General features: G+C 40.1%; 11 protein-coding genes and 2 pseudogenes. 9 read left to right on the top strand and 4 right to left on the bottom strand.

Going from position 1 to position 13,562, the window contains the following annotated elements:
• Positions 1-158 precede the first annotated feature (158 nt).
• From WDJ61_RS03500 to WDJ61_RS03530, 9 genes and pseudogenes are all read left to right on the top strand, one after another.
• Positions 159-692 carry a GbsR/MarR family transcriptional regulator gene (locus WDJ61_RS03500; RefSeq protein ID WP_413789054.1) on the top strand — a complete coding sequence of 178 codons (534 nt, stop codon included), beginning with the start codon at positions 159-161 and terminating at the stop codon, positions 690-692.
• Positions 693-969: 277 nt separating this feature from the next.
• Positions 970-1,740 (top strand): annotated as a pseudogene (locus WDJ61_RS19005) (MCP four helix bundle domain-containing protein); the annotation flags it as partial.
• Positions 1,741-1,857: 117 nt separating this feature from the next.
• Positions 1,858-2,682 carry a methyl-accepting chemotaxis protein gene (locus WDJ61_RS19010; RefSeq protein ID WP_413789081.1) on the top strand — a complete coding sequence of 275 codons (825 nt, stop codon included), beginning with the start codon at positions 1,858-1,860 and terminating at the stop codon, positions 2,680-2,682.
• 328 nt (positions 2,683-3,010) lie between these two features.
• Positions 3,011-3,781, top strand: a pseudogene (locus WDJ61_RS19015) (MCP four helix bundle domain-containing protein); the annotation flags it as partial.
• Positions 3,779-4,723, top strand: a complete 945-nt coding sequence (locus tag WDJ61_RS19020) for a methyl-accepting chemotaxis protein (RefSeq protein WP_413789082.1) — start codon at positions 3,779-3,781, stop codon at positions 4,721-4,723. The pseudogene WDJ61_RS19015 and the gene WDJ61_RS19020, both read left to right, overlap by 3 nt.
• A gap of 266 nt (positions 4,724-4,989) precedes the next feature.
• The gene (locus WDJ61_RS03515) at positions 4,990-5,217 is read left to right on the top strand and encodes a FeoA family protein (RefSeq protein WP_338753200.1); all 228 of its coding nucleotides are present in this window, start codon (positions 4,990-4,992) and stop codon (positions 5,215-5,217) included.
• Complete coding sequence (feoB, locus tag WDJ61_RS03520) at positions 5,214-7,223, top strand: ferrous iron transport protein B (RefSeq protein ID WP_338753202.1); 2,010 nt, start codon at positions 5,214-5,216, stop codon at positions 7,221-7,223. The genes WDJ61_RS03515 and feoB overlap by 4 nt, the downstream gene beginning before the upstream one ends.
• Before the next feature lie 19 nt (positions 7,224-7,242).
• Positions 7,243-7,410: a FeoB-associated Cys-rich membrane protein gene (locus WDJ61_RS03525; protein ID WP_338753204.1), complete on the top strand. Its 168-nt coding sequence runs from the start codon at positions 7,243-7,245 to the stop codon at positions 7,408-7,410.
• A gap of 288 nt (positions 7,411-7,698) precedes the next feature.
• On the top strand, positions 7,699-9,567 hold the full coding sequence (locus tag WDJ61_RS03530) for an acyltransferase family protein (RefSeq protein ID WP_338753206.1): 1,869 nt from the start codon (positions 7,699-7,701) through the stop codon (positions 9,565-9,567).
• Between the two features lie 46 nt (positions 9,568-9,613).
• Here the strand turns inward: WDJ61_RS03530 and WDJ61_RS03535 are convergent, their stop codons facing one another.
• From WDJ61_RS03535 to putP, 4 genes are all read right to left on the bottom strand, one after another.
• Complete coding sequence (locus tag WDJ61_RS03535; protein WP_338753208.1) at positions 9,614-10,450, bottom strand: prohibitin family protein; 837 nt, start codon at positions 10,448-10,450, stop codon at positions 9,614-9,616.
• Positions 10,422-10,583 carry a hypothetical protein gene (locus WDJ61_RS03540; protein WP_338753210.1) on the bottom strand — a complete coding sequence of 54 codons (162 nt, stop codon included), beginning with the start codon at positions 10,581-10,583 and terminating at the stop codon, positions 10,422-10,424. Before WDJ61_RS03540 ends, WDJ61_RS03535 begins: the two co-directional genes overlap by 29 nt.
• Positions 10,584-10,642: 59 nt before the next feature.
• A complete protein-coding gene (locus WDJ61_RS03545; RefSeq protein ID WP_338753211.1) occupies positions 10,643-11,878 on the bottom strand; it encodes a PucR family transcriptional regulator in 1,236 nt (411 codons plus the stop codon).
• 120 nt (positions 11,879-11,998) lie between these two features.
• Entirely contained in the window at positions 11,999-13,474 is a 1,476-nt protein-coding gene (gene putP / locus WDJ61_RS03550; protein WP_338753213.1) for a sodium/proline symporter PutP, read from the bottom strand.
• Positions 13,475-13,562 lie beyond the last annotated feature (88 nt).

The raw sequence follows: 13,562 nt of genomic DNA on the forward strand, positions 1-13,562 counted from the left end.
GAGGTGTGGATATTGATCGGAAAAATAAGAAATGCTCTAAAATCCTTTAAATTCCTCTAAATTCCTCCTAATAACGGTCGTTTTCATCTATTCCTTTTGCAGAGAAATTATGTTAAAGTGACGTATAAATCATGGCGGTTGAAAGGAGTATATACGCAGTGGAAGAGAAGGCAAGTATGATTAGGAAACAAGCTGAGGAGCATTATATAGATCGAATCGCTGATAATATGAGAACGTATGGGATTTCTCCTACGGTCGGAAGAGTAATGGGTATTATTTATATAAACCGCAAGCCAATGACGTTAAATGAATTGTCAGAAGCAACCGGAATGAGCAAAACGAGAATGAGCCAAGTCGTGCGGGAAATGGTGGACTTAAACATCGCAGAGAAAATATTCGAAAAAGGGGTTCGTAAAGACCTCTACACAGTAGAAAACGACTATTACCAAACCTTCATTTCGCTATTTACTTCCAATTGGAGCAAGACAATCAGTCGCAACAAAATCTTCGAGAAGAAATTAACAAAAGAACTAATGGCATTAAAAGAAACCGAACCGCTCTCAGAAGAAACCGAACAACAAATTAACGAACTCCTTGTAGAAATGAAACAATGGTCGGACTATTATAACTGGCTCACCCGGGTCGTCGACTTTTTTGAAAGCGGTGAGATTTTTAAACACGTGCCAAAATAAGAGGGGAAGTGTCTGTCACTCCCCGCATTGAAATTGTAAAGTCAAACAGGATAGCGAAGGGGCTATCCTGTTTGACTTTTTTTGCTTACTATGCTGGTCTCGTTTTTACATGATCAGGAAGGGAAAATAAGCGGATTTTTTGATCAACTATAACGTAGTGATTGCCTATGTGTTGTTATAATCGAATTTTGTCGAAAAACAACAAAAAAACATTAAATCATCAGGCAAAAGGCGCCGATATAACTAGTATAAAATTAAGAGGCGAAGGGGAGTCTATATGAATCTATTCCGTAATTTGAAAATTTCATGGAAGTTGAATTTGTTAGTGATCATTAGTGCTTTATCACTAGCCATTATTGGGATCGCTGGTTATGTAAACACCAATAATATGGCCGGAAAAACGAAGGAGATGTATGAAGAACGTTTAAAACCGGCTCAGTGGTTAGGGTCAATCTTAGAGGCAAATCGTGTGATGGATGCGTATGTATTAGAGCTGATGATCACGACTGATCCAACCCGTAATCAAGAGTTGTTGGATGGAATGAAGAATACAACGGGTGAAATAGATGGAATTTTCGAAAATTACGAACAAGCTGATTTAACACCTGAAGAAGAGAAGGTCTATAGCACATATAAACCACTTATGCTTGACTTACGTGAAGCAAGAGCACAGGTGGTCAAACTTGCCGAGCAAAATAAAAATGCAGAAGCATACGCTCTTTACAGTGAAGTTGTCAGGGATAAAAGAAATAAGGCAAACGAGTTGCTCGATGAACTGCAATCTTTAAATGAACAAGCTGCTCAAAAGATTAACGAGGAAAATGAAGCTGCTTTGAGCAAAGCGACGATCTTCATGATTTCTTGTATATTAGTTTCATTGATTGTGTTGATTTCTGTCGGAATTATTATTTCAAGAAGTATTGTCAATCCGATATCTCAAATTAAGGACTTATTAGCAAAAGCAGAAAAAGGTGACTTTACTGTAAAAGGATTTTATCAATCAGCTGATGAAGTGGGCGAGCTGACGACGTCTTTTAACCATATGGTTGAGGAATTACAAGGAATCATTCGAAAAGTGAGTGAAACGTCTCAACAAGTGGCGGCATCTTCTGAACAACTAAGTGCTAGTGCCGAACAAAGTAGCGATGCGAGTGAACATATTTCAATGGCGGTTCAAGATTTGGCTGTTGGGTCGGATGATCAAGTGCGCAATGTAGAAGAAAGTACACAAGTGGTCAAGGAAATGGCAAGCTATACGGATCAAATTGCTGATAATGCAAAAGTAGTATCAACAACTGTCGAACAAACGTCGAAAATATCGATGGATGGAGAACAAGTCATTCATAAAGTGACGGAACAGATGAGCTCAATTAATGAGAATGTTATGGGTCTAGCTAATGTTGTAGCGGGATTAAATGAACGTTCAAGTGAAATTGGCAAAATTAATGACGTGATTACGGACATTGCGGCACAGACGAATTTATTGGCTTTAAATGCAGCGATTGAGGCGGCAAGAGCAGGAGAGCACGGACGAGGATTCTCCGTGGTAGCAGATGAAGTAAGAAAACTAGCGGAGCAGTCTGCTAATTCGGCTGAACAAATTAATAGTTTAATCAAGATTATTCAAAGCGATAACCATCAGGCGCTAGAGTCGATGAAATCAGCAACAGCAGAGGTAGAAGAAGGGTTGCAAGTTGTGCAAGAAGCAGGTCATTCCTTTAAGGGAATTAAAGACTCTGTTAGTGAAGTTGTCGTTCAAATTCAAGAGATTGCCAACATGGTGAAGCAATTAGCAGAAGGGACGCAGCATGTGAGTCAATCGATTGTGACAGTGAACGGTATTGCGGAAACGGCCGCAGCGAACACCCAAAATATTTCAGCAGCAACGGAACAACAATTAGCTTCGATGCAAGAAATTTCAGCTTCATCAACGGCTTTAGCAAATATGGCGCAAGAGCTTCAAGATTTAGTTGTTCAATTTAAAGTGTAAGGGAAAAGGTTATGATGAAAGCACCTGTTACCTCCAGATAGATGGAAGTAACAGGTGCTTTTGTATTTAGTCATTGACGTAAAGAATCGAAAATCTGAACGGCTCTCATTTGTAGAAATGTATATTTAAAAATTTTGTTAAAAAATATAGCATATAAGCCGATAATAACACTGCCTTTTTACTGCTGTTTTGTAATAAAACAATATTTAAGTATCAGCTACTTTGAAAGTGATAGATTTTTATAATATGTGTTAGTAAAAATGGTAATAAAATACTGCTTCATATTTATTGAAGCGTTATTAATTATTTGTAGGAAAAGGAGATATGTATGAAGGTTTGGCGGAATGTTAATATTTCGAGAAAGTTGCAAGTAATGGTGGTTATTAGTGCAATTTCACTAATAATTATGGGGATTGTTGGGTATAGAAATATGTATGATATGGCTCAAAAGTCTGAATCAATGTATGAAGATCGTGTAAAGCCTGCCGAGTGGTTAGGGGACATATTAGAAGCAAATCGAATGATGGATGCTTATGTATTAGAGTTAATGGTTGTATCTGATCCGAATCGAAATCAAGAGTTGCTAGATAATCTAAAGACTGGAGCTAGTGAGGTTGATCAATTAATAACAGAATTCGGGAAAATTGAGTTAACACCTGAAGAAACCAAGATATTCAATGAATATAAATCCCATTTAGATGAGATGCGTGAAGTGCGAGCAAAGGTAATCGAACTCGCAGTAATGAATAAAAATGAAGAGGCATATACACTTTATGCGAACGAATTAGAAGAGAAAAAAGATGTGGTCAATGGGACGCTTGCGAAATTAAAAATGCTTAATCAACAAGAAGCTCAAAAGATTAATCAAGAAAATGAAAAAGCACGTGGACAAGCAACAATATGGATGGTTACTTGCCTAATCCTATCTTTAATTTTGTTGATTTCTGTAGGAAGGATTATTTCTAGAAGTATTGTCAAGCCGATTTCTGATATCAAGGATTTATTAGCTGAAGCAGAAAAAGGGGATTTTACAGTTAAGGGGAATTATCAATCGGCAGATGAAATCGGTCAATTGACAGCTTCCTTTAATCATACGATGGCTAGTTTGCATGGAGTCATTCGCAAAGTGAGTGAGACGTCTCAACAAGTGGCGGCGTCTTCTGAACAACTAAGTGCTAGTGCTGAACAAAGTAGTGATGCGAGTGAACATATTTCGACGGCGGTTCAAGAGTTGGCTGTCGGGTCGGATGATCAAGTGCGCCATGTAGAAGAAAGTATACAAGTGGTCAAGGAAATGACAAGCTATACCGATCAAATAGCAGATAATGCGAAAGTAGTATCAGCAACTGTCGAACAAACGTCGAAAATATCGATGGATGGAGAACAAGTCATTCATAAAGTAACGGAGCAAATGAGCTCAATTAATGAGAATGTCATGGGCCTATCTAATGTCGTAGCGGGATTAAATGAACGTTCGAGTGAAATTGGCAAAATTAATGACGTGATTACGGACATTGCGGCACAGACGAATTTATTGGCTTTAAATGCAGCGATTGAGGCGGCAAGAGCAGGAGAGCATGGACGAGGATTCTCTGTGGTAGCAGACGAAGTAAAAAAACTAGCGGAGCAGTCGGCTAATTCGGCTGAACAAATTAGTAGTTTAATTGCGATCATACAAAACGATAACCATCAGGCACTAGAATCAATGAAATCGACAACGAACGAGGTAGCAGAAGGCTTGCAAGTCGTGCAAGAAGCAGGCAACTCCTTTAAGGACATTAAAGATTCTGTTAGTGAAGTGGTTACTCAAATTCAAGAGATCTCTCATATGGTGAAGCAATTAGCAGAAGGAACTCAGCATGTGAGTCAATCGATTGTGACCGTGAACGGTATTGCGGAAACGGCCGCAGCAAACACCCAAAATATTTCAGCAGCAACGGAACAACAATTAGCTTCGATGCAAGAAATTTCAGCTTCATCAACGGCTTTAGCAAATATGGCGCAAGAACTTCAAGATTTAGTCGTTCAATTTAGAGTGTAATGAGAAAAGGATGTCCCAAAAGTCTGCGTCGCAAATTTTTGGGACGATACTTCTTATTTGAAAATGCCATTAAATTGGGTTTTTGCACCTGTCGCTTCGCTTTCGGTGCAGAAAAGAGACCGTCTCAACTATTTATGAGACGGTCTCTTTTCCATTGTCAGGTAGTATTCACAGGTTTGTGACACTAAATAATGAAATAAAGTAGTATAATAGTTATCGAAAATAGTTCTCAAATATAACTTTATTTTTTATGGAGGCGAGGGCCTTTGAATATATCAGATCTTAAAAAAGGGCAAAAAGCCGTGATTGATGATTTCTCAACGTTACAGGAGACGATGCGGAGAAGACTGATGGATATGGGGATTAGCGAAGGAACGGAAATTTGCTTGAAATATCAAATGCCTTTTGGTGGTCCTTGTATGATTGAGTCTTCTGGACAATGCGTGGGAATTCGGAAAAAAGAGGCGGCGTTGATTCAGGTGAAGGAAGAATGAAAGAGATTGCTTTACTAGGAAATCCGAATACGGGAAAGACTTCTTTATTTAATGATTTAACAGGTTCCTATGAACATGTCGGCAATTGGAGCGGTGTGACGGTCGAGAAAAAAGTAGGGGTATTAAAAGACGGAAGCGGTCATTTAATCGACTTGCCTGGGGTCTATTCATTAGCCCCTTTATCTCGTGATGAAAGTGTCGTCACGTTTTTTCTTTTAAATGAATCGTTTACAAGTATGTTAAATATTGTGGATGCCAATCAGCTCGAACGTAATTTACAGTTAACGGTACAGTTGTTAGAGTATGAAAAGCCGGTTATGCTCGCTTTAAATATGGTGGATGTGGCGAAAGGCCGGGGGATTTTCGTTGATGAACAGCAATTGGCGAAGGAGCTTGGCGTAGCGGTTGTCCCAGTCGTCGCTCGAACAGGAAAAGGTTGTGACGAGCTAGCTCAACAGATGAAAGCTGTAGCTGCGAAATCCTTTCGTTTATATTACGGAGCGGCCATTGAAAAAGGGATTGACCGTTTTTCAGGACTCATTCAACAGCAAGAAAAGTTAGCTCATCTTCCACATCGATGGCTAGCGATTCAACTGTTTGAAGGAAATAAAGCGGTGTACGACTTTTTAAAGCCATATGTGCCTGAAGCGGAGTTGCTCGATTTAATGGAAGCTACGCTAGCAGAAGCTCGTGAACAGGAAGGCGCAACGACGCTTTATCAGCTTATTTATACTAAAAGAAAGGCGTTTATCGATGGTGTTCTGCAAAAGGCTGTGCAGGTAGAAGCGATGAAGCAGACACCGCTAACGGAAAAAATTGATGCGGTTGTGACGAATCGATTTTTAGGAATTCCGATTTTTTTAGCAGCGATGTTTTTAATGTTTAAACTGACGTTTGATTGGCTTGGAATGCCGCTTTCAGACGCATTAGATGCATTCATTGCCGGGCCGTTGACAACAGGATTACAGTCGATGCTAACCGCAGTTGGTGCTTCCGCCTTTATTCAATCGCTCGTATTAGAGGGGATTGTCGCTGGTGTTGGTGGCGTTCTTGTATTTGTACCTCAAATTTTAATTCTATTCTTCTTTATCTCTGTTTTGGAAGACTCAGGTTATATGGCGAGGGTGGCACTAGTGATGGATCGCATTATGGAATCAGTCGGCTTAAATGGGAAGGCGTTCATCCCGATGATTATTGGCTTTGGCTGTAATGTGCCGGGGGTGATGGCAGCCCGTACCATTGAGCAGCCAAAGGAACGGCTGTTAACGATTTTGTTAACGCCATTAATGTCATGCTCTGCGCGGCTTTCCGTTTATGCACTCTTTGTCGGGGCGTTCTTTGCCGAGCACCAGGCACTCATTGTTCTTTCATTATATGTGTTAGGCATGGTCGTTGCATTTACTTTAGCCAAGCTGTTTTCCAACACACTTTTGAAAAATGAAGCCTCTATGTTCATTATCGAGCTGCCTCCTTATCGTGTTCCGCAAGTAGAAAGCTTGTTTAAAAGCACATGGGATAAAGGCAAGGGATTCGTTAAAAAAGCGGGAACGTTTATTTTCGGTGGTTCAGTAATCATTTGGCTGTTAACGTATATGGGACCAAGTGGATTAGATGTGCCAATGGATGACAGCTTTTTAGCGTTAATTGGTGGAATCATCGCTCCATTGCTAGAGCCGCTCGGATTTGGCACCTGGCAGGCTGGAGCGGCATTATTAACAGGATTTTTAGCAAAAGAAGTCGTTGTCTCCACGATGAATATTATTTACCACGTACCAACCGTGGAATCATTGCAAGGGCTGATGGCCGAAGCCTACACGCCACTCTCAGCGTTTAGCTTCATGGTCTTTATTTTGCTTTATATTCCTTGCTTAGCAACCGTCGCGATTATTCGTAAAGAAACCGGCTCCGCGAAATGGACCGTCTTTTCGATTGTGTATGCGTTAATTATCGCCTATGTGTTGTCGTTCATCATTTATCAAGTGGGTCATTTGCTAGGCTTTTCTTAAAAAGTAGGAGAGGATAAAAATGATTAATTATATTATCGGCGCCCTCATTTTTGGCTATGCCGCTTGGACGATCGTCAAATATGTGAAACGAAGCAAGCAAGGAAAATGTGCCGCCTGCGATTTGAAGAATTCTTGCGAAACAACTTGTGATGTATCCAGTAACCCTAACAATACACGTAAATTATAATTAGAAAAAAGATGCCATGGAAGCGACATTCGCTGACATGGCATCTTTTTTAATGAAAAATAAAAAAATAAGACAAACTTTTTGGCTTCTTCATACGTTTTATTATAGAGTGGTATTTTATTAAAAATTGCTGAAAAAAGCCGTCGGAATTTTAGGTTAGAAAGGCTAGGTAGAGTCATTGATGATCGGGTAGTGAAGTGGTAAGATACATAGTATCTTTTATAACAGAACGAGGTTAATAGTAAGTAAATAAGGATAAAATGAAGGCTTGTGTGAGAGGTGAGCTGTATGCCTGAGCGGATAAAAACCAACCATCGTTATATAGCTGGTTTGGATGGATTGAGAGCTTTAGCAGTATTAGTAGTTATTTTGTACCATTTAGGGGTTCCCGGAATGTCCGGAGGATTATTGGGAGTCACTGTCTTTTTTGTTTTATCGGGATATTTGATTACTGATTTATTATTAAATGAATGGGATCGGACGCAGCGGATCGATTTTAAACAGTTTTGGATTCGGAGGGCAAGAAGGCTTCTCCCTGCGATGTTGACGATGCTTGTTGTGGTGGTTGCGTATGTAACGTTGTTTGATCAAACGTTTTTAGTTCGTCTAAGAGGAGATGTGTTAGCGGCTTTATTGTATGTCAGCAACTGGTGGTTTGTGTTTCAAGATATATCGTATTTTGATAGTTTTCAACCTTCCTTGCTGACGCATTTTTGGTCGTTAGCTGTAGAAGAACAGTTTTACTTAATTTGGCCGGTTGTTATTTTTTTTGGTTTGAAATATGTGCCTAAACGTCATACTTTGTTGAGCTGGACGATGGTTGGGGCCGTGCTTTCAGCTTTATTGATGGCTTTCATGTATGAACCTGGTACAGACCCGAGCAGAGTGTACTATGGAACGGATACAAGAGCTTTTTCGCTGTTAATTGGGGCAGCGCTGGCGATGGTTTGGCCGAGTCGAAAGCTTTCACAAAAGGTGGAGGGGACACTAAGGAACTTTCTGGATATTATAGGAAGTATAGGTCTTTTAGTGTTTTTCATTATGGTTTGTTTTTCTACTCAATATGACACGTTTTTATATCGCGGGGGTATGGTGCTTGTGTCGATTGCGGCAGCGATTGTCATTGCGGTCATTGCACATCCATCTAGCCGTTTAGGGAAGGCGTTCAGCTGGAAACCATTGCGGTGGATTGGTACACGTTCTTATGGGATGTATTTATGGCATTTTCCGGTGATTGTATTGACGAGTTCAGCCGTAGATACGGGTGAGATCAATCTATTAAAAGCTATTTTTCAATTTGTCTTGATTGTCGTACTGTCTGGTTTATCTTATCAATTGATTGAACAGCCGATACGAAAAGGGGTGCTAGGAGATCGGTGGCGAGCTTGGCGTTCAGGAGAATGGAGAATACAGGATGTGTCCCCATCCCGCTGGATCATCATAAGCAGTGCACTCCTTGTGTTGATCGTTTCCACATTCGGTATCTATATGGCTCCTGCTTCTGGAGCGGATTCGGACAAGCATGTGAAGATGGAGAAAACATCCATTCAAACTGTTCAAAAGCCAGCACCCGAACAGACACTAGAAGAAACAGAGAAAATAGAGAAACCAGAGGAACAGACAGAGGAGGAGGCGGACGATTCATCGATACAAGCTGTAGCTCAGCCTGAGCAGGAGGAAGAACAAGAGCAGCGAAAAGTAACAGCGATTGGGGATTCTGTGATGCTCGAAGTGGCTCCTTCCTTAAAGCAGAAGTTCCCTGATTTAGTGGTCGATGCGAAAGTTGGTCGGCAAATGTCAGAAGGAATAGAGGTTGTTCAAGGGATGAAGCAACAAGGGCAGTTAGGAGATGTGGTGATCATTGGCTTAGGATCAAATGGTCCTCTTTCCAAAACACAGCTAACAGAAATGGTTGAATCGATCGGCCCTGAGAAAGAGATCATACTGATCAATGTACGTGTTCCTCGTCCTTGGGAAAGACAAGTGAATTCTGGTTTGAAAGAAGTATCGGAAAAATTTTCTAATGTTAAACTTGTTCAGTGGTATGAAGCCAGCCAAAACAAACCTCATTACTTTGCTACTGATGGGGTTCATTTAACGAAAGAAGGGATAGAGGTGTATTCTTCCCTCATTTTAGACGCGATAGAAGAAGCGTAAAGTAGAGAAGAGGGAGCGAAAAAATATCGCTCCCTCTTAATAGTTGCTATTTCGCTGTTGGTTCATCGATTGGAATTTCAATTAACTGATTAGAACCTGTTGCTTTTGGCATTTTTCCGTCCCATTTTTCGATCCATTTGTTTTGGATGACTTCTTTAGAGATTGATTTTTTAATAATTTCATTGTATTCAGCAATCCCTTGGGCTTCGATTTTTTTCTTTTCTGCTTCTGCTTTAGCAATCTTTAATTCTATTTGTTTTCTTTCTAGTTCTTGTGCTGCACTCACTCGTTGATCAATTGCTGCTTGAGTGGCTTTATCCGGCTTCGGCACACCTAGTGTTAAATTATCGACAGTAAAGCCTAAGCTACCAACATCATCCGCAAATAAGTTTTGGACATTGACGGCTGCTTCAGACGACTTTTCTCCATACGTATCGATAACAGAATATTTGGCAATTGCTTTACGTCCAGCATCCCATAATCTTGTTTTTAAGTAAGACTCTTCAATTTGTTCCACAGGAATCGGACCGAATTTATTAAATACATCGACGACTTTATCCGGCTGAATGCTGTAGTTGTAAGCGAAGTCGACAGTTACACTTTTCCCGTCGGATGTGGCCACTTGAATGTCTTTATAATTGACTGTTTGCATTCTGACAGGGTACATGGTTACTTTATCGAATAGACCAACGAGGTGCCAGCCTTGCTCTAACGTTTCGTCTTGTACGCCGCCATTTGGACTGTAGACGACACCAACATATCCATTTGGAATTTTTTCAATAAACATGGCGAGAATGAGTGCACCTAAAGCTAATGCGATCGCGATAATGGCTCCACCGATGATTTTGCGGTTCTTACCCTTTGTGTTGTTCGTGTTTTCCATTGTCGTCCTCCTCTAATTTCTTTTTTAGTTTGTATGCTGTATCACCGACTTTTTTAAAAGAGGGAGACAACATAAGCCAAACTCCAAACCCTAGTAGTAGAATGACGATAATTGATCCGATAAAAACTTTCATACTGATCGCCTCCTCATTTCTATTGTGACATTCTTCCCTAAAAATGTCATCTGTTGTTTTCAGTGTGCGGCTTCTCGTTTCAAGAGTTGCAGGTCGATAAATAATTGACATCTGACATGGACATCATTGAAATCAATAGCTGTTAATTCGTCGATTTGTTTCATGCGATATTTTAACGTATTCGGATGGATAAAAAGTTGTTCCGCTGTTTGTTTTAGGCGACAATTGTTTACTAAGAAGACTTCGACCGTGTTCAATAGATTGCTCTGACTTTCTTGATCTTTTTTCTTCAGTTTGATTAAATCTTGATTCACATATTTTGTCTGATGGTTATGTCGTTGAATGGCCTCTAAATAACGAAAGACGCCTAACTTGTTGTAGTCAGGGGAAATTCGTGTAGGCGAGCCGAGAAATTTAGCGACTTTAATCACTTCTAATGCTTCTAAATAGCTATTTCTTAGCATCGAGATCGAGGAATACTCGTTCCCAATTCCAGCATAGACGGCTTGATCTTTACATTGACTTAAAATCGTGTTTGTTAGTTCCAGTGCACTCTCATGAATGAGGCTGTTATTTGATGAGCGGCTGCCGATCAGAACAACGATGTTTTGTTGATCGATGAATAGATGAGAGGAGTGCTTTAAAGCATTGGCAAACAATTTCACCGTTTCTGTTAGTTCGTCAAAGTTGTCGTCTTCTATTTTCGTCATAGTGAAAATGTTAACAATAAATGTAGTGGGAAGGATGAGGTTGTGGTTGGCAGCTTCCCATTTAATTTCATTTTCATTTTGATACACATGATCAATGATTTTTTTGTAGAAATGATCTTTCTCTTTATTTTTCATGATGCTTAGTTGTTTCTTCTTATATAGTAGCATCCCGATATGAGAGGAGACTTGATGGAGAAAATCTAGTTCTTCATCGGTAAGGAGCGGTTTTATTTCTTGCACCCAAATGTAGCCGAATATTTGTTCCTTGTGTTTTGCACTGACAACGACGCGTTGGTTTAATCCGATTTCTTCGATTTGCTTCACTCGAAAAGGCTTCGGAATGGATTTCAGTTGATCAATAATGCCTTCCTCTATAAATTTCTCTAAAATAGGAATGGGTGAGCGTTTCGAGAAAATCGTTTCTTTATTTGCTTTATCAAAAGCTTCTATCGAATAAGAACTATAAGCTAGCAAAGAAAATTGATCATCCTCTAACACAATAGGTTTCTTTAAAATTTGGCTAATGAACTCCGTAATCTCATTCACATCCGTTAGAGAAAGGATCTTTTCCAATAACACACTCATTCAAAATTCCTCCTTCTCCATTATCATACACTTCATTATACCCCCAATATACGCAAACACAACGAAAAGGACCGGGAATGACCCAGTCCTTTTCACTTATTCTTATATGAAAGCACGGAATTAACTTTCTTCTTTCAGTTTTTGTTCGAACTGTTGGAATTGTTGTTCGACTTGTGCGGATGGTTTAGTTGTTAGCAAACTGACGATGACGATGGCAAGGAGGCTTGCTGTGAAGCCAGGGATCATTTCGTATAACATATCAGATAACCCGATCTTTGACCAAACAATAACCGTTACAGCACCTACAACCATTCCTGCTAGTGCGCCCCATTTCGTCATGCGTTTCCAGTAAAGGCTAAGAATGATCATTGGACCGAATGCGGAACCAAAACCTGCCCAAGCATAGCCGACTAGATCAAGAATTGTTTTACTCTTTTCCCAAGAAAGGACGAGGGCAACAATTGATACAAGAAGAACAGATAAACGACCTAAGAAAACAAGCTCTTTATCCGAAGCGGAGCGACGGAAAAATGTTTTGTATAAATCTTCTGTTAATGAACTTGAAGTAACAAGCAATTGAGAAGAGATTGTACTCATGATCGCTGCTAAAATGGCAGAGATCAAGAAACCTGTAATAATTGGATCGAATAAAATTTCGCCTAACTTAATGAAGATCGTTTCAGGATCACTGAGTTTTAATCCGTTTTGGTGGTAGTAAGTGATACCGACAAAGCCCGTTAGCATCGCGCCAATACTAGAGAAAATCATCCAGCTCATACCGATGCGGCGAGCTTTTTTAATTTCTTTAACAGAAGTAATCGCCATAAAACGAACGATGATGTGAGGTTGTCCAAAATATCCAAGACCCCAAGCGAATAAGGATGCAACACTTAAAAAGCTGGCTCCTTTAAAAACGTCTAGCAAATCTGGATCGATAGAGCGAGCTGTCTCAATCGTTGTACCAAATCCGCCCACATGCATCAACGTGACAAGAGGGACAAGGATTAAGGCAAGAAACATAATTAAACCTTGAACAAAGTCTGTCCAACTTACCGCCAAGAATCCGCCAAAAAGAGTGTAGGAAACAACAACGGCTGTAATGATCCAAAGGCCTGTGTGGTAATCAAGTCCAAATGTGTTTTGGAACAATACGCCTCCAGAAACCATTCCTGAAGAGACATAGAAAGTAAAGAAAATTAAGATAACTAAACCGGAAATTAAACGTAGAATTTTAGACTGATCGTTAAAACGATTTTCTAAGAAGCCTGGAATAGTGATCGAATCATTAGCCACTTCTGTGTAAGTTCTTAATCGAGGGGCGACATAAAGCCAGTTTGCCCATGCCCCAAGTGTTAAACCAATGACGATCCATGAGGAACTAAGACCCGTCGCAAACATCGCACCAGGCAATCCCATTAATAGCCATCCACTCATATCTGAAGCTCCAGCACTTAAAGCTGTAACCGCTGGACCTAACCCGCGTCCACCTAACATATAATCCGATAAATTTGATGTTTTCTTATAAGCGAAATAACCAATGAACAGCATTCCGACCATATATACCGTGACCGAAGCAATTAAAGAATAATCCAACATATTAAAAACCCCTCGCTTTCTATGAAAAATCTATGATGATGAGGGAGGCTGACCCCCATCCCCTTTAACGTGTTAATACACTGGGGGT

The organism is Bacillus sp. FJAT-52991, assembly GCF_037201805.1.
GTDB lineage: Bacteria > Bacillota > Bacilli > Bacillales > Domibacillaceae > Bacillus_CE > Bacillus_CE kandeliae.